The organism is Phyllobacterium sp. 21LDTY02-6 (assembly GCF_023554255.2).
Classification (GTDB): Bacteria; Pseudomonadota; Alphaproteobacteria; order Rhizobiales; family Rhizobiaceae; genus Phyllobacterium.
The window spans coordinates 390,540-412,109 of sequence record NZ_JAMJWD020000005.1 but is presented as its reverse complement, the minus strand read 5'-3'; the positions used below and the strand labels follow the sequence as shown (position 1 = coordinate 412,109).

Annotated in this window: 19 protein-coding genes; 6 read left to right on the top strand and 13 right to left on the bottom strand. The window is 57.1% G+C overall.

All coding sequences use genetic code 11. The features are described from left to right. Nucleotides 1–2: 2 nt before the first annotated feature. From M8997_RS18580 to M8997_RS18565, 3 genes are all read left to right on the top strand, one after another. Nucleotides 3–728 carry an ABC transporter substrate-binding protein gene (locus M8997_RS18580; RefSeq protein WP_252597215.1) on the top strand — a complete coding sequence of 242 codons (726 nt, stop codon included), beginning with the start codon at nt 3–5 and terminating at the stop codon, nt 726–728. A 149-nt stretch (nt 729–877) separates the two neighbouring features. Next, entirely contained in the window at nt 878–1,294 is a 417-nt protein-coding gene (locus M8997_RS22305; protein WP_371929604.1) for a helix-turn-helix domain-containing protein, read from the top strand. 418 nt (nt 1,295–1,712) lie between these two features. Further along, a complete protein-coding gene (locus M8997_RS18565) occupies nt 1,713–3,353 on the top strand; it encodes a BCCT family transporter (protein WP_250015821.1) in 1,641 nt (546 codons plus the stop codon). 101 nt (nt 3,354–3,454) lie between these two features. Here the strand turns inward: M8997_RS18565 and M8997_RS18560 are convergent, their stop codons facing one another. The 3 genes from M8997_RS18560 to argE all read right to left on the bottom strand — a co-directional run bounded on the left by M8997_RS18560 (nt 3,455) and on the right by argE (nt 7,113). Then, nucleotides 3,455–4,720, bottom strand: coding sequence for a mechanosensitive ion channel family protein (locus M8997_RS18560; protein ID WP_250015820.1), 1,266 nt, complete (start codon nt 4,718–4,720; stop codon nt 3,455–3,457). A 289-nt stretch (nt 4,721–5,009) separates the two neighbouring features. Next, the gene (locus tag M8997_RS18555; protein ID WP_250015819.1) at nt 5,010–5,918 is read right to left on the bottom strand and encodes an amidohydrolase; all 909 of its coding nucleotides are present in this window, start codon (nt 5,916–5,918) and stop codon (nt 5,010–5,012) included. Between the two features lie 28 nt (nt 5,919–5,946). Further along, nucleotides 5,947–7,113 (bottom strand): acetylornithine deacetylase, encoded by a 1,167-nt coding sequence (gene argE, locus M8997_RS18550; protein WP_250015818.1) that lies wholly within the window; start codon nt 7,111–7,113, stop codon nt 5,947–5,949. A 143-nt stretch (nt 7,114–7,256) separates the two neighbouring features. Between argE and M8997_RS18545 the strand changes: the two genes are divergently transcribed. Beyond that, nucleotides 7,257–8,009, top strand: a complete 753-nt coding sequence (locus M8997_RS18545) for an autoinducer binding domain-containing protein (RefSeq protein WP_250015817.1) — start codon at nt 7,257–7,259, stop codon at nt 8,007–8,009. A 95-nt stretch (nt 8,010–8,104) separates the two neighbouring features. Further along, nucleotides 8,105–8,806, top strand: a complete 702-nt coding sequence (locus M8997_RS18540) for an SMI1/KNR4 family protein (RefSeq protein ID WP_252597214.1) — start codon at nt 8,105–8,107, stop codon at nt 8,804–8,806. Between the two features lie 202 nt (nt 8,807–9,008). Here the strand turns inward: M8997_RS18540 and M8997_RS18535 are convergent, their stop codons facing one another. Together M8997_RS18535 and M8997_RS18530 are read right to left on the bottom strand one after the other, a co-directional pair. Next, nucleotides 9,009–9,395, bottom strand: a complete 387-nt coding sequence (locus M8997_RS18535) for an ester cyclase (RefSeq protein WP_250015815.1) — start codon at nt 9,393–9,395, stop codon at nt 9,009–9,011. Between the two features lie 268 nt (nt 9,396–9,663). After that, nucleotides 9,664–10,890 carry an epoxide hydrolase family protein gene (locus M8997_RS18530; RefSeq protein ID WP_250015813.1) on the bottom strand — a complete coding sequence of 409 codons (1,227 nt, stop codon included), beginning with the start codon at nt 10,888–10,890 and terminating at the stop codon, nt 9,664–9,666. 57 nt (nt 10,891–10,947) lie between these two features. Between M8997_RS18530 and M8997_RS18525 the strand changes: the two genes are divergently transcribed. Further along, a complete protein-coding gene (locus M8997_RS18525) occupies nt 10,948–11,883 on the top strand; it encodes a LysR substrate-binding domain-containing protein (protein ID WP_250015812.1) in 936 nt (311 codons plus the stop codon). Nucleotides 11,884–12,032: 149 nt separating this feature from the next. On the opposite strand, the gene dld is transcribed toward M8997_RS18525, so the two are convergent. The 8 genes from dld to xylB all read right to left on the bottom strand — a co-directional run bounded on the left by dld (nt 12,033) and on the right by xylB (nt 21,567). Further along, the gene (gene dld / locus M8997_RS18520; RefSeq protein WP_250015811.1) at nt 12,033–13,727 is read right to left on the bottom strand and encodes a D-lactate dehydrogenase; all 1,695 of its coding nucleotides are present in this window, start codon (nt 13,725–13,727) and stop codon (nt 12,033–12,035) included. 86 nt (nt 13,728–13,813) lie between these two features. After that, nucleotides 13,814–14,887, bottom strand: coding sequence for an ABC transporter permease (locus M8997_RS18515; protein WP_250015810.1), 1,074 nt, complete (start codon nt 14,885–14,887; stop codon nt 13,814–13,816). Beyond that, complete coding sequence (locus M8997_RS18510) at nt 14,844–16,385, bottom strand: sugar ABC transporter ATP-binding protein (protein ID WP_250015809.1); 1,542 nt, start codon at nt 16,383–16,385, stop codon at nt 14,844–14,846. The genes M8997_RS18515 and M8997_RS18510 overlap by 44 nt, the downstream gene beginning before the upstream one ends. Before the next feature lie 81 nt (nt 16,386–16,466). After that, nucleotides 16,467–17,549: a substrate-binding domain-containing protein gene (locus M8997_RS18505; protein ID WP_250015808.1), complete on the bottom strand. Its 1,083-nt coding sequence runs from the start codon at nt 17,547–17,549 to the stop codon at nt 16,467–16,469. 193 nt (nt 17,550–17,742) lie between these two features. Then, nucleotides 17,743–18,453 carry a ribose 5-phosphate isomerase A gene (gene rpiA / locus M8997_RS18500; protein ID WP_250015807.1) on the bottom strand — a complete coding sequence of 237 codons (711 nt, stop codon included), beginning with the start codon at nt 18,451–18,453 and terminating at the stop codon, nt 17,743–17,745. Nucleotides 18,454–18,478: 25 nt separating this feature from the next. Continuing rightward, nucleotides 18,479–19,318, bottom strand: coding sequence for a MurR/RpiR family transcriptional regulator (locus M8997_RS18495; protein WP_250015806.1), 840 nt, complete (start codon nt 19,316–19,318; stop codon nt 18,479–18,481). Next, a complete protein-coding gene (locus M8997_RS18490; RefSeq protein ID WP_250015804.1) occupies nt 19,315–20,010 on the bottom strand; it encodes an HAD-IA family hydrolase in 696 nt (231 codons plus the stop codon). Before M8997_RS18490 ends, M8997_RS18495 begins: the two co-directional genes overlap by 4 nt. 36 nt (nt 20,011–20,046) lie before the next feature. Further along, entirely contained in the window at nt 20,047–21,567 is a 1,521-nt protein-coding gene (gene xylB, locus M8997_RS18485) for a xylulokinase (RefSeq protein ID WP_250015802.1), read from the bottom strand. Between the last annotated feature and the right edge of the window lie 3 nt (nt 21,568–21,570).

The following is a 21,570-nucleotide window of genomic DNA, read 5'->3' as shown; positions in this document are numbered from 1 at the left end:
CTTTGGCCGCTGTCGCTTTTGCATCATGTGCTGGCGCTCAGGAGATCCGCATCGCAACCGAGGGTGCTTACCCGCCATTCAATTCCCTTAAAGCCGATGGTACGCTCGAGGGGTTCGACGTCGACATCGCCAATGCGCTGTGTGCGGAAATGAAAGCGACGTGCACCATAGTCGCGCAAGATTGGGACGGCATCATTCCGGGCCTGATGGCCAAGAAATACGATGCGATCGTCGCGTCCATGAGCATCACGGAAGAGCGCAAGCAGCAGATCGACTTCACCAACAAGTACTACACGACACCACTTGCGGTTGTGGTTCCCAAAGACAGCACGCTTGCCGGCGTATCCGTGGAAGACATGAAGGGCAAGATCGTCGGCGCACAGGCATCCACGACGCAAGGCAATTACGCGACCGACAGTTACGGCAAGAACAGCGCGGACGTGAAACTTTATCCAACGCAGGACGAAGCGGCTGCCGACATGCAGAATGGCCGGATCGATGCACTGATTTCCGACAAGTTCGTGGTAGCCGATTGGCTCAACAATGCCGGCAAGGAATGCTGCAAGATGCTTGGAGATGTTGCGGGAACAGAAACGGAGGCCGGTATCGGCATACGCAAGGGCGACGACGAACTCCGTGCCAAGTTTAACAAGGCGATCGACGCCGTCGTAGCCAACGGAACATACAAGAAAATCGTAGCGAAGTATTTTCCGTTCGATATCTATTGATCTGCGACTAGCCATCCGGTGAAGCCACCGGATGGCTAGGTGGTTCCATAACCTATCTTACCTGACTTTGATGCCGCCCCCGGTGGGTTCAAGGATGAAGTGCGACTTGCGATAGATAACAATGGCTTATCACTTGCAAGGAACCCGTCATGGAGCGCACCTACTCCCAGATTGACATGGATGAACGGCGCAAGATTGCGCGCTGGCGAACAGCCGGTGTCAATGTCGATATCATTGCCGAGAAGCTTGGTCGTCATCGTTCGACGATTTTCCGCGAGCTCAAGCGCAATCGTTTCATCGATGCGCAGATACCGGATCTCAACGGATACTATTGTGTAACGGCGAACGACATGGCGCGAGCCTGGCAGAAAGGCTCTGTAGAGAATATGAACAAACGAGTGAGACGCTATCTGCCGCGCGACACCGATCTCCTGTCCCTTTCCCATCGATGCGTGCGATCGATCTGCGAGCGGCTGAACACGACACCCCGAAAGTGTCTCGGCTACAGGACACCAACGGAAGTGTTCAGGGAGCAGCTTGTTGAAATTGTATCGCTGCCGGAATAGCCTGCCCTACCCGCCGTTGCATTTGAAATAGAACCCACAGGTTCAGATCAGCGCCAAGGGCGTTTTGCCTTCAATCGCGCCCCGACACTGAAAGAGCAATTCGAGGCAACCGTCGCGTGAATTCCGTCAAGAAGCTCGCAGACCGCGTCAATTCTAAAAATTGCACCACAACCTTCCTCGGCTCTGCCGTGATTCCCGCTGCGAAAGGACCGGAATCAAGTGAAGTGCTTCGCGGCAATCAGCCGTCCCACTTGAAATTCCTCACACAGTTGAGCCTTCTGGAAAAATTCTTTAGTTTCTCAAGGATTCATGCTGCCGTTCAACGCAATCTCTAGATTGTCGCGCAGCTCACCATCTCAATCCGGCAGCAATGCCAAAAACATGAGGGACCGAGGGCGGATTATTGACAGAAACAAGTGTGCAAGACGAAATCAATCCAGAGGCAATTCCTCAGCCGGAAGGCGCAACCCAGATCATCGATACTGACTATGAAATCGGTCAGGACAACATTAATTATCGGCGTCGGTTCGTTTTTGAACTCGATATTCACAATATTGTATTCAGTGTATCGGCCATTGGTATCGTTGCATTCACGATTCTTACACTCGCCTTCCAGAACACGCTTGGTTCATTTTTCGCGGAATTGCGAGATTTCCTGACATCCAATCTCGACTGGTTCTTTCTTGCTGCGGGCAATGTGTTTGTTTTGCTCTGCATTGCCCTGATCGTGCTTCCATTAGGTAAAATTCGCCTTGGCGGGCCTGGAGCCACACCGGACTATGGCTATGTGTCGTGGTTCTCGATGCTGTTTGCCGCTGGCATGGGCATCGGGCTGATGTTTTATGGCGTGTCAGAGCCGCTCGGTAATTTTACCGCCGCCATGCAAGGGCCGGTAACAGGCCCTGACGGCCTGCGCACGGATTGGTCGCCCTTGAATGGCATGGCTGGCGATGCAGAAGGGGCGCGGCGTCTGGCGATGGCGGCGACCATATTCCATTGGGCGCTGCACCCTTGGGCCATCTACGCCATTGTCGCACTTTCTCTGGCGCTCTTTACCTTCAACAAGGGATTGCCCTTGACCTTGCGCTCTGTCTTCTACCCGATCTTCGGCGAAAGGGTTTGGGGTTGGCCGGGACATATCATCGACATTCTAGCCGTCTTCGCTACGATATTCGGATTGTCCACATCGCTCGGAATCGGCGCGCAGCAAGCGAGCGCCGGACTGGAATTTCTATTCAATATTCCGTCTAGCCAAGGCGAAATGGTGATCCTGATTATTATCATTACCGCGATTGCGACCGCATCAGTCGTTGCGGGGATGGATAAAGGGGTCAAGCGTCTTTCCGAAATCAATATGGCGCTGGCCCTCCTGCTTCTCGTTTTCATTATTCTTGTTGGCCCGACGCAACAGATTTTCACGGGCTTCTTTAAGAACCTGCTCGCTTATGTGGAATATCTCCCGGCTCTGTCCAATCCGGTCGGGCGAACGGATCATAATTTCCGCCATGGCTGGACGGCCTTTTATTGGGCATGGTGGATAAGCTGGTCACCTTTCGTGGGAATGTTCATCGCCCGCGTCAGCCGTGGCCGTACGGTGCGCGAATTCGTGATTGCCGTGCTTCTCATACCTTCCATCGTGTCAACGCTTTGGATGACAGCGCTTGGCGGTACTGCCATCAGCCAAGTGGTCGATCAGGGTATGACTGCGGTACAATCGGCGGCGCTTGAACTGCAACTGTTCCAAATGCTGGCAGGATTGCCGCTTACGTCCATCACGTCGCTGATAGGCATCATTCTTGTCGTCGTGTTCTTCGTGACTTCATCCGATTCCGGTTCCCTTGTAATCGACACGATCAGCGCGGGCGGCAAGATAAATGCGCCCACTCCGCAGCGCGTATTCTGGGCCACTTTCGAGGGACTCCTGGCTATCGCCCTGCTTTTGGGTGGTGGCTTGGCTGCATTGCAGGCCATGGCCGTTTCTACGGGGTTTCCGTTCGCGATTGTCCTTCTCGGTGCCTGCGTGGCGCTGGTGAAGGGACTTGTGGCGGAACCACGATAGAAGGGTGCCGTCGGCGGCGTTTGCCGTAACTCTGACAGCGTCATATAAAGCCGCCCCCTGTAAAAAGGCGACTTTGTGACCGACCGATTTGGTAGGGCCTGTTACGCTTCGATCCCCTGCGACGGAGCGGGCAAGGCAGGCCGTTCCACCTGCCATGCCTTGAAATCCGCGCCGCTTGGGTTCTGGAACACCGACAGGCCGAATTCCGGCAGCAGCGCAAACAGGTGGTCAAAAATGTCGGACTGGATCGCCTCGTAATCGCTCCACGCAATGGTTTTCGTGAAGCAATAGATCTCCAACGGCAGCCCCTCCGGTCCCGGCTGAAGCTGGCGCACCAGAATCGTCATGTTCTGGTGAATCTGCGAGTGCGCCCGCACATAGGCTTCCACATAGGCGCGGAACGTGCCCATATTTGTGATGCGGCGGGTATTGGCGGTGATGCTTCCCTTGTCACCCAGCTTGCCGTTCCATTCCTTCAATTCTTCCTGCTTACGTTGCAGGTAATTTTCCAGAAGGCGGAAACGACCCAGCTTTTCGATTTCTTCCTGTGTCAGGAAACGAATGCTGGTCTGGTCGAGATAGATCGAGCGCTTGATGCGCCGCCCGCCTGCTTCCTGCATCCCGCGCCAGTTCTTGAATGATTCCGTTACCAGTTTGCGAATGGGGATCGTCGTAATGGTCTTGTCCCAATTCTGGACGCGAACCGTATGCAGCGCGATCTCAATCACATCGCCGTCCGCATTCAGGGCGGGCATTTCAATCCAGTCGCCCACGCGCACCATGTCGGTGGACGAAATCTGAATGCCTGCCACCAACGACAGCAAGGTATCCTGAAACACCAGAATGAGGACCGCCGCCATTGCGCCCAAGCCGGACAGGAGAATGAGCGGCGAACGGTCGATGAGGGTTGCGATCATCAGGATTGCGGCAATCGCATAAATGGCGATTTTGACAATCTGGATATAGCTCCTGATCGGCTTCAGCTTCGCTTCCGGCCTTCGATGGTAAATGGTGTCCACCACGTTCAGGGCTGCTGCCAGCGCCATTGCAAGCGTCAGGATGATAAAGGCGTTTGACACGTTGCGCACCACTGTCACGGCGGCGGCCGGCAGATGCGGCACGAGCGCGATACCGGAGGCAATCACGAAAGCGGGCATGATGTTGGCGAGGCGTTCGATGACGCCATATCGGCGCAACTCTTCGTCACGCCCGTAGGCGGTGCGGCCAAGGAAGCGATTAACGACGCGCAGCAAAATCTTTTTGAGGACAAAATTGGCAAAAAGGGCTGCAAGGACCAATACGGATAAAGCAATCAGTGTGTAAATCCACGGATAGGCGGCGAGGAATGCTTCCAGCGTTTCCGTCATTATTCCGGTGTTCTCCTTTGATCGATGGGGGAAAGATTGCGAGCAGGTCGCAATCAACAACTATAGCCTGAAAATGAACTGCATTTGAACCACAGGATGTGATGGGGTTGTCCAATCGCACGTGGGGTGTCAAGCATTCTGATGTTGAAACGACGCTGCCGGGTGCATGGTTGTCTTCGCGGTCGACATTATCCGCCGCATGATGGAGCTTCGCGTAACGAGCCTTCAATGTGGACAACGCAGCAGCTGAGACAGCGATGCAACCCTATCACATCCTCATGCGCCCTTGTCAGAGGCGGTAGACCCGCACGGCATTGTCATGAAAAAGTGCCCGCTGATCGGCAGATGGCAGATGGGCGACCGATCGCTTGAAGTTGTCGTAGATGTCGGAAAAATTCATCTGCAGGCGGGCAACGGGATAGTCAGTGCCGAACATGCAGCGCTGCGGTCCGAATGCCGCAATGCAGTCGAGCACAACGCCTTCGACGCTTTCGAAGGTCCATTCGGGATCGTAGGCCCCGGGATTGGAGATTTTCAAAAGCACGTTCGGTCGTTCGGCGATCCGCTTCAGGCCGTCGCGCCACCGCTGCATTCCGGCTTCGTCGCGGTCGATCGGGCTGCCGCAGTGGTTGATAACCAGCCGCAAATCAGGAAAGGCCCCGGCCAGGTCAAAGACGGCATCGGCCTGGTAGGGATACATCATGAGTTCGAGATGCAACCCAGCATCATGGACTAGGCCAACGTCGCGTCGCCAATCCGCGTCATAGGCTAGATCAGGCCGCGAAACAAAGGACTTCGCAGGCTCGTGCGGATGGAAGCTGAGAATGCCGCGCACACCGATCACGCGGTCATAAGCGGCCTGCGCGGTGATCAGACTTGCCGCCGCCGGAGTGCCCAGCGCCGCGCCCGCAATGTAGCGGGCGGCCACCGAACTGGACTTGTCCAGCGCTTCCAGCCAGCGCGTCTCACCAACCGGATCGGCGGCATCCCACAGTGCTTCGATGTGCACGGTGGCGACGACATCGTGGCTTGCGCTGTCGCGCAGATAATCGGCGACGAGATAGTTATGCATCAGGTTCTCTAGGCCGGGAAGCGGGACCGCCGAATCCGAGGGCGTCAGCCATGGGTGCTTGCCCATGGAAAGGTCCCACAGGTGATGATGGGCATCCACGATCGGGCCGTCATAAAGCTTTGCCATCATACATTTCTCCGTCCAGGTTCAGAGGTCAGCCGGCACGGGCATGGTCCGCCAGCGCTTCGAGGAACCGCATGCAGCGATCGATCTGCTCGACGGCGATCCATTCATCGGTGATGTGGGCTTCCGAATCCTGTCCCGGGCCGCAAAGCACCGTGGCCATGCCGGCCTTCTGGAAAATGCCGGCTTCGGACCCGTAGTCGACGACCATGGTTTCGTTCGTGCCTGCGAACCGTTTGGCCAGGGCTTCCGCTTCCGAACCGGGAGCCGCGACAAGCGGGGGGACGTCGTATGCCACGCTGGTGTCCACCCGCGCGTCCTTGTAGCGTGCGCGCATGCCGGGCAGCACCGAGCTATCGACGAAGGCGGCGATGCGATCCTGCACTTCCTCGGTCAGGCCGAGGCGGGTTGCACGTATATCCCATTGGAACGAACAGTCGCCGGCGACGGTGTTGCGCGCTGTACCGCCATTGATGACGCCGACACTGACCGAGCTGTACGGCACCACGAAGCGGGAACCGGGCTCGGGCTCACTCGCCAGCTGGTCGGCGCAGCGATGCAGTTCCTCGATGATCGTTGCTGCCGCGAATATAGCATTGGTACCAAGGTCGACGCGCGAGGAATGAGCAGCAAAGCCGGTGACCTTGGTCAGCATGCCACAGCTGCCCTTGTGGCTGTCCACCACGCGCATCGCGGTCGGCTCGCCGACGAAAACGGCGCGAGGCCTGGCGACGGCTTTGTTCAAATGATCGACCAGACCGTGGACGCCAAGGCAGCCGACTTCCTCGTCATAGGAAAAGGCCAGATGGATGGGCGTCCGCAGCCCCGCGGTCTTCAACGCTGGCGCCATCGCCAGCGCGCAGGCGACAAAGCCCTTCATGTCGGTGGTTCCGCGACCGTAGAGCCGTCCGCCTTCGCGGGTGAGCTTGAAAGGATCGCGCTGCCACTCCTGTCCCTCGACTGGAACGACGTCCGTGTGGCCGCTCAGGACGTAGCCAGCCTGTGCGGGATCGCCGATAGTGGCGAAGATATTCGCCTTCTGGCCCGAGGCGTCGGGAATGATGGTCGAACTGATGCCGTGACTGCCGAGATAGTCGCGGACATAGTGGATCAGCTCCAGATTGGAACGATGGCTGACAGTGTTGAAGGCAACCAGTCGCTCCAGGATTTCGACGGCACGAGCGGAATTGGTGCTCAAGAATCTACCTCGTCGGCAAACAATGGCGGCTTCGCCGGCCAGCTTGATGGATCACCCGCTGATGCTATACGCAGTGATGCAATTCGCATACTATTGAATGTGATAGTCCGTGGGGCGACTCATCAAGGTGAGGAAAGGCACAGGTGAAAGACGTTCATACTCTATCTTCACAGCAAGGGGCGGTCCACTCCCTGATTGCCGGCCTGACCGGCCATGTCGCCGGAGCCGAAACCGCCGCCGAACTCTACCTTTCGGAATTCGTTGAGGCCATGGGCTTCGAGTATTTCTCCTACGCCACCATGCCCTCGTGGAGCGGCGGCTCCGAAGGGTTGGTCATCACCAACTACCCGCCGAGCTGGCAGCGGCTCTACCGGCAGGAATCCTATCATCATATCGATCCTGTGATGACGCAGGGGAGCCGGGCCGTGCTGCCGTTCAGGTGGGGAAGCAGGGAGTATCTGAACGGCCTATCGGGCAATGAACGGCGCTTGTTCATCGAGGCCCGCGACCACCGCATCGGCGAAGGCTTCACCATCCCCGTCCATGGGCCGCAGGGCGAATTCGGACTATTCAGCGTGGCGAACAGAGAAAGCCTGCCAGAACTGGCCGATCCCTCGAGCTCCATCTACCAAGGTCTGATGACGGTCGCGCCCTTCGTCCATGCATATAGCCTGACGTTTGGACGGGAAGATACACCTCCCGATGTATTGCTCACCGAGCACGAACGGGTCTGTCTGAAATGGACCTCGCTGGGCAAGACGGCCTGGGAGATCGCGCAGATCATCGGCCGCAGCAAACCGACGGTCGAATACCATCTGCAGAAGGCAATGAGGAAAATGGCAGCGGCGAACAAGGCTCATGCTGCTGCGCTCGCCATGAAGCGCGGACTGATCTGAACGGACGCGATCGATCCTCGTCAGAAGATAGATAACCGTTTGAAAAAGAAATATAAAGTTGACAACAAGGAAGTAATATACCGGGACGAATAGCGGTGTACACTGAGGATATCGAATACTTTACCGGAAGCTCGCATGTGGCACCTTTTAGCGATGAGTCAGGCGTGCCCAACGCGTGGAAGGCATATACGAACTCGGAAATGCCTATCCGGCTAGCAAACGTTTCGAATGATATCAGCCCCTTAGCCGATTTGATGCCGGAGACTCACACTAGGCTTCTCTCAACAGTTCGAGAGGCCTTTCTGTACTCGGATGCATCCAAGGGGATATTGAGAGTCCTCAATAAGATCGTTGAAGACGACGAGAAATTATATAGCTATATTTCAAAAGCCCCTGTAACGAAGCAAAAGGCGGCCGAAAAATATCCGCTGTTCGTACGCAATGCCCCGCGTAGTTTCGTAGACTTCTATACAGAACATTTTGACGGGCTGTTTGATGCGTCGCTTGCAGGCGGCTTTTTGCCACTATCGGAGATGGCCACGCTCGCAGAAAGCATCGACGACTATGTCGATTATCCATGGTATGGAAAGGCCAAGAATATGAGTCGGCTGGAAGACATTCTTTTAGTCTTCTCGAATGGCGGTGGCGGTTATCTCTATCTTGATTTGCGCCAGGATCAGTCGAGCCGGCCTGATCCTGTTTGCATGCTCATCATGACCGATCCGGGTGAGCCAATGGAGTTCGTGCCGTTTTGGGAGTATCTCGATGCATGGACGTCGATAGCTATGGGAGCCTGATTTTTTGCCGCACGCGATTGAAGCATTGTCGGTCATCAAAATAGCCGGCAAGCTAAGGTTACAGTGCCGGTCAACCCGACAGGCAGCGGGCTTGTTCGTCGGCCCAACCCGGGCGCGCCGGCGACCCCAAGTGACATGCTCCAGGTGCCGATTCCTGCCGCCAAACAACAGCGCCCTGGTTCGTATCCTTCAGAGCGCTCGACTAGGAAAGCTGGGCCTCGATCGCCGCTTTGTCGAGCACTGACCATACTCTGACTATCTTTCCGCCTTCATATTCATAGAAGACGTTTTCGCAAAACTTCACGCGCTTGCCGTTGACGGGAAGGCCGAGGAACTCCCCGCTTGGACTGATGTCAAATTCGAGGCGGCTTGCCAACGTATTCTGATCGCACACCAGAATGCTCACCTTGAAATGCAGGTCGGGGATCTCGCGAAATTCCCTCATCCGGGCCTGTCGGTAGGCCGCAAGACCGACCGTCTCTCCATTATAGGCAACTTCAGTGCCGACATATTTTCCAAGGCTGTCCCAGTCCTGAGTATTGAGACAGTCGATATATTCTTGGTACAAATCGGCAAGTGCAATCGTCATCTTGGTTTTTCCCTTGCTTCAAGTGATCTGCTCTCGGACCCTGATGACAACGCTCGCGAAATCCTCGGGCCGCTCCTGCGGCACGTTGTGAGCCGCGTCAGCGACGCGGTGTACCCGCGCCGCCCCGGCCTGCGCCAATATCGGTGCGACGTCATCAAACGCGCATGCAAAAGGACCACCGGCCATCCGTCAGCCACGCCATATTCGAGGTAGGCGACGGACAAGGTCTCGGTATTCGCGGTCCGTGTCGAAGTCATTTCTGTCGCCCTCAACGCCTGCCGCCCTCAATCTTGGCGATGAAGGCGCGCAGGTCCCCAAGCAGCAACTCCGGTTGCTCGAGCGACGCGAAATGGCCACCCTTCTGCATGTCGCTCCAATGAACGATATTATAGGTCTTCTCGGCGAACGACCTCGGCGGTGGAAGGAATACTGGATCGGGAAACGCCGCTACGCCCGTCGGGACCTTGATGCGCGTACCCTCTGGAAAGGTCTGCGATCCTTCCAGTCGTTTGCCGTGATAGATCCAGGTCGACGTGACGACAGAGGACGGTGCCAGGTAGAGCATGATGTTTGTGAGCAGTTCATCTTCCGAGAACTTGGTCCAGATATCCGGACTGCCGTTTGTCGTCGTGCCCAGGTCGGCCCACTTGCCAAACTTTTCCAGTATCCACCCCGCGGTGCCGACCGGGCTGTCGGCGAGCGCTGCCCCCAGCGTCTGCGGGCGGGTTTCCTGCTCGTGATTGTAGCCTGTCTCCCAGTCGAGTATTTCAGCGCGCCTCCTGAACAGGTCCTTCTCGTCTGGAGTCGTCGGTTCAGCGTCCTTGGCAATGACGCTGACCATGTTTAGATGAAAACCGAGCAGTGCGTCCGGTTGGCTGTAGGCCATCCAACTCGCGATCCCTGCTCCCCAATCTCCTCCCTGGACGACGTATCGGCGACTCGGAAACAGCCGTGTCATTAGTACATGCATTAGTTCGGCTGCCCGTCGCGGTCCGATGACGCCGGTGATCGGCTGCGAGAATGCGAATCCAGGCAGGGACGGAACGACGACGTCATGACCGTCCGCGACGAGCGGATCGATAAGCCGTTCGAATTCGAGGTAGGAGCCCGGCCACCCATGCAGGAGAAGGAGGGGTGGCCTCGTTCCGTCGCCCCTGGCGTGCAGGAAATGTATCCCTTCGCCCTCGACATTGGTTTTGAAATTGGGAAGTTGATTAAGACGCTGTTCGACCTCGCGCCATTCATATGTGTCGAGCCAGTAAGCCACCAGGCGCTTGAGGTCATTCACCCCGACGCCGGCCGACCAGCCGCCTGCATCGGTAAGCTGGGACCAGTCATACGCCTCGACCTTCGTGCGGATGGCCGACAATCGTTCATCGGGTATGTGGATCGTAAAGGGCGAGATCATCGTATTTTCCGCTTCAATCAATTGCCCGACGGGAAAGCCCAGCGGGCAAGTAATTTCCATTGACCTGTCAGATGCAAAGATGGACATTTTTTCCGCCGTGTGTAAGCCTTTTTTCTATCAAACACTTTTGCACAGGACGCACAAATGGCCGGGATGGAAGTAATCGATGATCTCGAGGTGTTTACGCTTGTCGCCGCTGCGGGAAGTTTTTCCGCTGCTGGCCGCCGCATTGGTCTTGCGCCCTCTTCAATCGCGAGGATCGTCGATCGCATCGAAGCAAGGCTCGGCGTTCGCCTGTTGCTGAGGACCACCCGTCTGCTGACGATCACCCCGGAAGGCATGGCATATCTGTCTGCTGCCCGTAGAATCCTTGCGGACCTCAGGGAAACCGAGCAAATGATTTCGGACCGGAGTTCTCCGCGCGGGCGCCTGCGGGTGACAACATCTATACAGTTTGGGAGGCTGTCACTGGTTCCGCTCCTTGGCGAGTTCATTCGGCGTTATCCCGACATCATGCTCGACGTCAACCTTACCGACGCGGTCGTGGATATCGCTGCCGGGCAGGCGGACGTCGGTATCCGTTTTGGGCCGCTTGCAGACGGGCCACTGACGGCGCGAAAGCTCGGCGAAACTCGCAAAGTGATTGTCGCTTCTCCAGAATACCTTGCGCGTCGGGGCATACCGAGAGTGCCGGAGGACCTGCATGGCCACGACTGCCTTGGTTTCAACTTCAAGCGTGCTGCTCCGACGTGGCCGTTTCGGAAAGACGGGCGCGACTATCCACTGACCATCAAAGGCAGCGTGGAGGCAAACAACGGCGAGACGCTAGGACAACTTGCCGCCGACGGCGTCGGTATCACGCGTGTCGGAACCCAGACGGTGGAGGATGCGATCCGATCGGGGCAGCTCGTGCCGCTTCTCGAGGATTTCAATCCCGGAGACGTCGAAGAAATCCATGCGGTGTTCGTCGGTGGCACGCACACGCCGACGCGCGTCAGGTGCTTTATCGACTACCTCGTAGAACACTCACGCCTGCTCGGCACAGGGCGCCCTGTGCGTCCGGATGACGAATACACCTAGCAAATTCCGGAACTGCCGGATGAACTTGCTCCCGGTCCTCTGCACACGCATTCCTTATGAGCTCCCCATTTATCGGGGCGGGGGGCATGCCGCTACCTTGTTCAAAGGAGGGGCGTGTCAACCCAGAAGGCAAGATTCTGTTGTCCGGGTCAGCGTTCGCTGGGATCTTTCCAATCGAGCCGCAGCGAAGTCTTGCCGATCCCAGGATTGAACGAATTGGTTGGATCAAGCTGGCGATAGAAACTCTTTAGACTGTCGGTCGCTTCATATTGGTGGCCCACATTGTGCTCGGCCGGATATTCGGCGCCGCGCGCCTTGAGCAGCGACAGGATCGTATCCTTGACCGCGTCACAATCTTCGCCCTTCTTGACGAGATACTCCTGATGCAGGACGTGGCAGAAAAAATGCCCGCAATACATGGTAAAGTCGATCTTCTGCGTGATTTCGGGTGGCAAGTTTTCGAACCAGTCGATGGTGTTGCGTGGAAGTGCGACATCGAGCGCGACTATGTCTTCGACTGTCCTTGGATGCACGGCACGGTAGCGTACGATCGAGCCGCCAACCGCGAAGCGATTCAGGAAAGCCGCCTGCCCCTCTTTTTGGGTGCACTCAAAATAGCCGCTCTGTTGCGATGGAAAACGAGATGCAAGGTAGCTGCGGGCCTCATCGATGCCGTCATTGCCCATTTTCAGCAGAAGGTGATGTTCGTATCGGTCGCGATATTCATTGAGACGTCGGGGTAGGTGATTTGGGAGCACATCGGAGATGAACTGCAGAATCCGGTCGCTCACCGCTCCACCCAGGCCAAGCTTTTCGCTGACCCCGTCGAAACGGCTTTTCAGCGCAAAGGCGAGCGGAACCTTGTCCGTACCGAAAGCCTGGATGAACAGAAACAGGTCCTTGCCATAGCGCTTGCTGGCATCATAGGCGGAGCGATGCATATATTCGCCCGCGATAGGAAGCGAGTTGAAACCGCTTAGGATGTCCCGCCGGATTGCCTCGAGTTCAGAGGGGTCGTTGCTTCCAATGTAGAAAACCTGACTCTTCTCGTCAGTTGCAAACGTATCGAGCCGCACCGCGAACACGGCGATTTTGCCGGCAGAACCCGATGCTTCATACAACCGCCGCGGGTCAGCGTTGAAGCGCGCCGGTGTATTCGCCGAGATGTCACGCACGTGGTTGCAATATTCATGATCCGAAGCATGGAGATCCGACATGACGATATCCGAGTCAGAAATCCTCCCCTCGTCGAGCCTGGCCAGGATAGTTTCTGGCGTGGCGCCCAATTCAATACCCAGATTGTTCACCAGTTTGAGTTCTCCGGCAGCATCAATTCTGGCGAACAGGGCAAATTGCGTGAACGCCGGTCCGCGCCTTATGAGAGAACCGCCTGAATTGTTGCAGATACCGCCGACTACCGACGCACCTATGCAACTTGAACCGATGACCGAGTGGGGCTCCCGCCCGATAGGACGCAATCTCTTTTCAAGCTGATCGAGGGTGACGCCCGGTTGCGAGACAATTTGGGCACCATCTTTCAATAGATCGAGCCGACGAAGCCGCAGCGTGCTGATGATGACGACGGGCCGATCGTAACCTTCGGTGGCTGGGGTCGATCCGCCCGTCAGGCCGGTATTGGCAGCCTGGAAGATGATGATCATTTTTGCCTTGTGGCAAGCCTGAAGGACGCGCCACATTTCCACCAGCGTTCCTGGTCGGATAACCGCCAGCGCGTCGCCGCCTCCGTAGCGATAGCCCAGCCGGAACCGACGCGTCTCAGCATCGCCCGTCAAGACATGCCGGCGGCCGACGACAGCGCGAAGTTGCTCAAGAAAATCGTTCATGTGCTCAGCTCGGTCTATTGGTCGGTCCGCCATTGACCTTCAGAAGGTGCGCAACGGTCGGCTCCGCAATTTGGCTTGGGAGAGTATCAGGCGAAGTAACGTACTCGGATGGCGTCGATGGCCACGGCGATGAAGATCATGAAGCCGCCGATCATGCCGACATAGAAGGATGGCACATTGGTAATCGCGAGACCAACCTGGATCACGGTCAGAAGAAGCACGCCACCGAGAATGCCCACAACATTGCCGCGTCCGCCAAACACACTCACACCGCCGATGATGGGCGCGGCGATTGCGTAGAGCAGATAGCTCGAACCCTGGTTGGACGTTATCGCCATTTGCCAGGATGCGAGGAGAAAGCCGGCCACGCCCGCCAGGAAACCGGCGATCGTATAGGTGATGATCTTGATGCGGTTGACGCGTATGCCGGCCGAGTTCGAGGCAAGCGGATTGCCGCCCACTGCATAGATCGACCGGCCGAGAATTGTCATGCGCAACATGATGCCAACAACTGCAAGTGCGATCACCAGGATCAACGGCATCAGCGGCCATCCGCCCAACGTCGTAGCCTGGCCAATCCAGACGTAACCGTCGGAAAGGTTAGTTAACGTCTTGCCTTGCGTCAGCGCGAGCAGCGCACCCTGTAGAATGATCATCATCGACAGTGTCTGGATCAGCGACACCATGCGCAGTTTGGTGATGCAAAGCCCGTTAAAGAAACCGACTAGTGTGGCGACGCCCACACCAACCAGCATTGCCAGGAACCAGGGCATTCCCAGGTCCGAGTAGGCAAGTGCACCGATCGCAGACGAAAAGCCCAAATTTGCCGGGATCGAAAGATCGATCTCGGCTACCAGCAGGGGCAAGGCAACGGCGAGTCCAAGCATGCCGAGAACTGTCGCCTGCACGGTGATGTTCTGCATGTTCAGCACGGTCAGGAAAAATTCGTTGAACATGCCGAAGCCGATGACAAGTGCTACCAACCATATCCAGACCACGTTATGCAGAATCCAGCCGATCATCTTGTGCATCCCCGCATTTTTCTCGGCGGCTGCTTCTTTCGGTATGGATGTGGTCGTGACAGTGCTCATTTCTTGTTCCTCTACCGTTGCTTGATCACACCTGCGCGAGGCGGCGCAAACTTTCGGTTGTAATGTCATCGCCAGTTAGGGTTTCGTAGATGGCGCCGTTTCGAAATACGCAGACGCGATCGACGGAGCGCACCAGCTCGTCCGTATCGGTCGAGACGATGATGACGCTGACGCCGGTCTTGCTCAATGCATCGATAATGCGAAGCACGTCCTGCTTGACGCCGACGTCGATGCCTCTTGTTGGTTCGTCAAGTATCAGAAGCCGCGGCTCCGTCGCCAGCACACGGCCCAGGCAAACCTTCTGCTGATTGCCGCCGCTGAGCGTGTTCACAACGGCAGCAGCGTTTGGCGCCTTGATCCCCATGCTGGAAAAATAGCCGTCACAGAGATTCGCTTCCTCGCCGCGCTGTATGAAGCCGAACAGCGCGCGGCGCTGGAGCGACGAAAGAGCAATATTCTCAGCGATGGAAAGATGTCCCACGACACCGTCCCTGCGTCGGTCGTCCGAGAGATAGGCGATACCGTTGTCGAAGGCTGCCTGCGGATGGTTCGGCAACCCCTGCCCGGCCTTCCCCTCGAAGCTGATGCTTCCGGATCTTGAACGATTCAGGCCGAAGATGGCCTTGGCAAGCTCCTTCGCACCAGCACCGGGAAGTCCAGTGAAGCCGACGATTTCTCCCTTCCTGATATCAAGACGGTCAAGATCGACATCGTCCGCAACGACGTTGTGTAAACTAACGGCCACAGGTTCGGCTTCGAAGCTCCGCCGCTCTCGCTGGAACAAAACCAGACCACGTCCAAGCACAAGTTCCGAAAGTTGCGCCGACGTCATCGACCCAATGTCCTCGCTGCCACCGGCAAGAGAACCGTCGCGCAAGACCGATACGGCATCGCAAATTTCGAGGATTTCGTCGTTGTAGTGGGAAATGAAAATGAATGTAACGCCGTCATTCTTCAGCTGACGCATGAAATCGAAAAGCTGACGGCGATCCGGAACGGTCAAAGCAGCCGTTGGTTCGTCCAAAATGATGACCTTGCCGCCTGAGAACATAGCACGCAGAATGTTGAGCTTGCGGCGCGCAACGGCATTGAGCCTACCGGCGTTAATGTCAGGGTCTATACCCGAATCTTTGAGCATGCGCGCGGCGTCCGCTTTCAGCTTGCTCCAGCGTACGAAGCCGCCTTTTGCTGGCCAGATACCGAGCATGAGGTTTTCCGCGGCCGACATGTGATCAATGATCATGGGCTCCTGCGTGACGAGGAACACACCAGCCTGCTCCATGGCGCGCACGTCGGCGTCGGCTACATTGATGCCATCCAGGTAAATGGCGCCGCTGCTGGGAGCTCTCTGGCCGGAGATAATCCCGACCAGCGTGCTTTTCCCTGCACCGTTTTCGCCGAGCAGGCCATGAATGCTGCTGCGGCGAATATTGAGACTGACGGAGCGGAGTGCATAGAAGAGGCCGTACACCTTGCTTACATTTTCGACACGCAAGACGAACTCGGCGTCAGGCGCAGTGCTCGCTGCAGCGCCCATTGTCCTGTGTTTGGTCGTTTCGACTCTCAATTCGGTCTCCTCCCTACATCTCCTACCGTTCGATACGGTAACCCGGCCGCCAAAACGGAGCGGCCAGGCAACCGCCGAATATCACGTGTAAGGAACGCCCCATTCCTTTTCAGCGACATAGCCCCAGTGGCGCTTGTCAGAGGCGTTTTCGCCATTGATGATGAATGGCGGAATGATCAGCGTCGGGCCGGTAGTGCCCGCGACGATTTCGCCCTTCTCCCAGAAATACTTCTTGTTTTCATAGGTGCCGGTCGGAACCGCCTCGCCCTTCATGGAATGCTTCTCGAGCATCTCGACAGCGATCTCGCCATAGGCGATCGGATCCTGCGAAACGCAGGCATCCATGTAGCCTTCCTGCAGCAGCTTCACCGCAACGGGCTCACCGTCGATCGTCACGAAGATTACGTGGCCTTCTTCTCCGACCTTCTTCCAGCGCCCCTTCTGCTGAAGGGCCGTGGCGATACCGCGAGCGGGAGAGTCGCTTGGCGCGTGAACGGCATCGAGATCCGGATGCTCGGACAGTGTGGCCAAGGTAACGGATAACATCAGGTCGAGCTGACCTTCGGTCGGACGGGTGATATAGGTAATATCAGGATACTTGGCGAATTCTTCGTCCATGCCTTCCTTGCGCTGACGCCACGCGACGCTCGCCAGGGAGCCAAAGCAATTCAGCACCTTGCCACGCGCGGCGCCATGTTTCTTCGTCAGACGATCTATGATCTCGCGTGCCGCCATGACACCCCCGAGATGATTGTCAAAGCTGACAGTGATGGCAACGTCGCCGCCATCGGCCGGCGTATCTATGATGGCTACCGGGATTTTCTTCTGATTGTAGCGGCGGATGGCACTGACGATCGCCTGACTATCGATCGGATCAGCAACCATGGCGGCGGGCTGTGAGAGCATCAGGCTCTGCCACTGCTCCAGTTGCTTGGTATTGTCGAAGTTCGCATTGGTCGCCTGGAAAGCCCATTTCCGGCCCTCAACGGCGCGCTTGACGGCTTCTTCCTCGATGACGAAAAAATAGTAGTCGAGGCTTTTATTGCTGAACGGCAGGAACACCCGGTCTTGCGCATACGCCATGCGCCCCGCTGTCGCACTCACACCCAATGCAAGCCCTGTCGCCAGGACCTGGCGACGGTTCACTCTGAAATCATTTCCCACGTTTCAACCTCCCTGTTTTCTTGATATAGTTTCACTACATTTTGCCCGTCAGTGTCAAGTCACTTCCGCTCACACGCTAACTCCTCCGCTTAAAAACGACGCCTTTCGACTGAAAATGCCTAGATGTCCAGCGGTTTGGCTAGGTGGGTACCGGTGGTGTCGGGAAATGCGCTAAGGTCGACCTGAAGTTTTACTACATTTCTCGCATTTTTACATAGGACGATCCGTCCAAGCAGCCGACGACCATTCCTGCGGATTCGCGGGTGAAAAGACCATTCTCAACCACACCGGGGATCTGGTTGAGCGCGATCTCGAGAGACCTGGGATTTGAAATCACTCCACATTTGCAATCCAGAATAAAATTGCCGCTGTCGGTCACCACAGGTTGACCATCACGCATGCGTCGATCGATGCTTGCCTGGATGCCATGCTCGGCTAGCACGCGCGCAATCATCCTTTCGCTCTGCTTCCATGCAAACTGCACCACTTCAACCGGCAATGGAAACGCCCCGAGGCTATCAACGATCTTCGTTTCATCGCAGATCGTGATCATCCGTTTGGACGCGTGCGCAATGATCTTTTCCCATAGAAGACAAGCGCCGCCGCCCTTGATCATGTTGAACTGACGGTCAATTTCGTCAGGTCCGTCGATCGTCAGGTCCAGTTCGCCAATGTCGTTTGGGTCAGTAATGGCAATGCCAACTTCGCGTGCAACATCAATGGTCGACCGGGACGTGGTCGTACAGGTCAGCTTCATGCCATTGGCAACATGCTTGCCGAGTTCACGAACGAAGAAGTGGGAAGTCGTGCCGGATCCCAGCCCCAGCTTCATGCCGTCGTGGACGAACTCTTCAATGACCCTGCGGCCCGCTACTTTCTTGGCTTCATTCTGCTGGTCGGACATTTCTATTCCTTGATGACGAGTGAATTCAAATCTTGTCGGTCAGCCACGAATCGAGTGCCGGTAGCTGGTCCGGGAATTCGCTGCCGCTCGAGACGGCGATAGCTGTAACGAGCATGTTGATGACGAGGTGGTGGTTCAGGCGCGAGGCAAGCGGCGTCATGAGTTCCGTCTGATCATAGGGAAGGACCGCAATCAGAGCGTCGGTCACGTGGGCCAGCGGGCTTTGCGCAGCTGTGACCGAGACAACGCGGGCTCCGCCCGCTCGCGCCGCGATCGCGAGTTCCACCATCTGCTTCGTATGGCCCGATTGCGAAAAGATAAGCGCAACCTCGCTCGGGCGCGCGCTTTCAGCATGCATCCACTGTTTGTTCCGGCCAAGAATCGCCGCGCAACGCATGCCGAGCCGCTGGAATTTGTGTTCGGCGTCAATTGCCGTCACCTCGGATATGCCGCTTGCATAAATTCCGGTCCATGCCGCATCGCGCAGCAAGAGCGCCGCGCTCTCGATCTGCTGTGGGACCAGATCTTCCATTGCACGCTGTATTGCATTCAGCGAATTGCGGCACGTTTTACGCACAATATTATCAATGCCGTCATTCGGAATGATCTGCTCGTAAGCAAAGGGCGCGGAGGGAACCAGACTCTGGGCGAGTTTGAGCTTGAAGTCTTGGTAGCCTCCGTAGCCGAACCTACGGCAAAAGCGCATGATCGTGGGATCGCTGACGGAACAGCTTTCGGCCAGTTTTGCCATACTCATATGGATAACGTCGCCGGGCGATGTATTCACGAACGTTGCGATGCGCTGTTCGGCAGCGCCCATCTTGTCCATTTCCTGGTAAATGCGCTGCAGCAAGCTTACCGTCATGCGATCCGCCCCCTGCCAACGGCAGACTCTTGAGTTGTCGATGGGCGGTACGCCATAAGGTCGGAAATGCGTGTCAGACGCTGCCTGGGCTCAACATCGACACCGGCGCCGCCACCCCACGGCACCACGAAGAATGTCGCCTTGATGGCATCCGCCGTTGCCTTGTCGACATTCGTGTCTCCGACATAGGCCCAGCTTCCCTTGTTCACGCCCATGCGGTCAGCCACGGCCAGAAGGTGACGCGGATCGGGTTTGCAAGCGGGAACAGCATCGGCACCGAGCGCAACTTCAATAATATTGTCGAGTCCGAGAATTTGGAGAATTTGCTGTGTCAGCGCATGCGGTTTGTTCGTGCAGATACCGAGGCGAAAGCCGGCTTCATGAAGACTTTGCAGGTCCTCGTGAACATTGCTGAAGAAGCGCGTCCGACTGGCTGGGTCCCGTTCGTAATTCGCAATATAGCTTTTGACGGCCGCATCGACGGTCGTATCGTCGACGGGTATGCCTTGGTCGACGAAAATGTCCCATAACAAACGGCGCGGCCCGTTGCCGATGAATTTCTCCACATAATCCACTTCGAGTTCCGGCAAGCCGTTGGCCGCCATGTAGACATTGACCGCAGCGGCGATGTCGGGAGCGCTGTCGATCAGCGTACCGTCCAGGTCAAATATCAAAGCCGAATAGTTGGTCATAGCTGCCAGGTCCTCGCGGTTTCCGCAGTAATTTCGTCAGTCAGCAAAAGCAGGATCGGCCAACGCGGAAAAGCTCGCGCGAAGTGCCGGGTAGAGATCGCTATAAATTCTGTGCCCCTTGCGATAAACATCACGTGCGGAATCATTGGCACGTTCCCGTGTCAGCGCCCGGATCGTCCCGGCGGCCTCGGTCGCATCCTTCCAGGCGGCAACCCCGACGCCTGCGACCAGGGCCGCGCCGAATGCAGCACCTTCAGCGGCGCCTTCAGTGGTTACGACATCGCAGTCAAACATGTCCGCCTGTATCTGGCGCCACAACCGGGATTTAGCCCCGCCTCCAGACGCCTTGATTACTTTTCCCTCGATCCCCATCAGCTTCATCAACGCGTGCATGTCATAAAACGCGTGTACCACACCCTCCATGACGCTGCGGCCCATATCACCGAGCGTATGCCGCGCGGTCAGGCCGACAAAGGCCCCGCGCGCCACCGGGTCGGGATGCGGGCAACGCTCGCCATTGAGATAGGGCAGGAACAGCAAGCCCCGCGCGCCTGCAGGGCTCTCGGACGCTGCGTCGCAGATGGCCTCGAACGACAACTCGTCGCCGCGGCCAGCTTGTGCAAGGACAGATCGGAACCAGCCCATCGCGCCGCCGGCATTCAGCGAAACCCCCATGGCGTGCCACTTTGAAGGCGCGACGTTGCAAAACATCTGGATGCGGCCATCAGGGCTCGGCGACGGAGCATCGAGCGCTGCCGCGAGGATGCCGGCAGTTCCTATCGTGGTTTGCAAATCGCCAGGAGCGATGACGCCGGAACCGATCGTTTGGATCACGCTGTCCCCGCCCCCTCCTACCACCGGAATACCGGCTGGCAGTCCGAACAACGCCGCACCCGATGCGCTGACTTGCCCGGAAATCTCATGCGATTCATGGCAGATCGGCAAAAGTGAAGGATCAATACCGAGCATTTCAATCAAGTCGGTGGCCCAGACGCGGTTCTTCACGTCGAACAGGCCGGTCCCTGATGCGTCGGACACCTCCGTCGCCAGTTCCCCCGTCAGCATGAAACGCAGGTAATCCTTCGGGTTCAGGACATGGCGCAGCCGCGCGAAGAGTTCCGGTTCGTGCCTGCTCATCCAGACAATTTTTCCGCCTGTATAGCCAACCAACATCCGGTTTCCCGTTCGCCCGATGAGCGCCTCGATGCCTCCTGCCTTGCGAGTAATTTCTGCTGCCTCAGCCGCATTCCGCTGATCGTTCCAGAGGATTGCAGGGCGAAGAACCTTCTTGTCTTTGTCGAGCGGCGTCAGGCCGTGCATCTGGCCGGACAGCCCGATGCAGGCCAGTTTCACATCCCGGCGCTGGTCCATAACTTGGGCTACGGCCTTGCGAGTGCCCTCGACCCAAAGGGACGGGTCCTGTTCGGTCCAGCCGGCGCGCGGCTGAGAAAGGCCGTAGGTTGCAGTGCCCGTCGCCAGGACGTCGCCGTCCACGGACAGCAGCAGCGCCTTGCAGCCGGAAGTTCCGATATCGATGCCCAACAAAGCGGTCGTCATGGC

Bases quoted from the DNA above. Each gene is read 5' to 3' on its own strand.
- M8997_RS18515 (WP_250015810.1), bottom strand. From the start codon at position 14,887: ATGACATTACAACCGAAAGTTTGCGCCGCCTCGCGCAGGTGTGATCAA.
- M8997_RS18525 (WP_250015812.1), top strand. From the start codon at position 10,948: ATGGCCGGGATGGAAGTAATCGATGATCTCGAGGTGTTTACGCTTGTC.
- M8997_RS18560 (WP_250015820.1), bottom strand. From the start codon at position 4,720: ATGACGGAAACGCTGGAAGCATTCCTCGCCGCCTATCCGTGGATTTAC.
- M8997_RS18495 (WP_250015806.1), bottom strand. From the start codon at position 19,318: ATGACGGTAAGCTTGCTGCAGCGCATTTACCAGGAAATGGACAAGATG.
- rpiA (WP_250015807.1), bottom strand. From the start codon at position 18,453: ATGTCCGACCAGCAGAATGAAGCCAAGAAAGTAGCGGGCCGCAGGGTC.
- M8997_RS18535 (WP_250015815.1), bottom strand. From the start codon at position 9,395: ATGACGATTGCACTTGCCGATTTGTACCAAGAATATATCGACTGTCTC.
- dld (WP_250015811.1), bottom strand. From the start codon at position 13,727: ATGAACGATTTTCTTGAGCAACTTCGCGCTGTCGTCGGCCGCCGGCAT.
- M8997_RS18555 (WP_250015819.1), bottom strand. From the start codon at position 5,918: ATGGCAAAGCTTTATGACGGCCCGATCGTGGATGCCCATCATCACCTG.
- M8997_RS18530 (WP_250015813.1), bottom strand. From the start codon at position 10,890: ATGTCCATCTTTGCATCTGACAGGTCAATGGAAATTACTTGCCCGCTG.
- xylB (WP_250015802.1), bottom strand. From the start codon at position 21,567: ATGACGACCGCTTTGTTGGGCATCGATATCGGAACTTCCGGCTGCAAG.
- M8997_RS22305 (WP_371929604.1), top strand. From the start codon at position 878: ATGGAGCGCACCTACTCCCAGATTGACATGGATGAACGGCGCAAGATT.
- M8997_RS18490 (WP_250015804.1), bottom strand. From the start codon at position 20,010: ATGACCAACTATTCGGCTTTGATATTTGACCTGGACGGTACGCTGATC.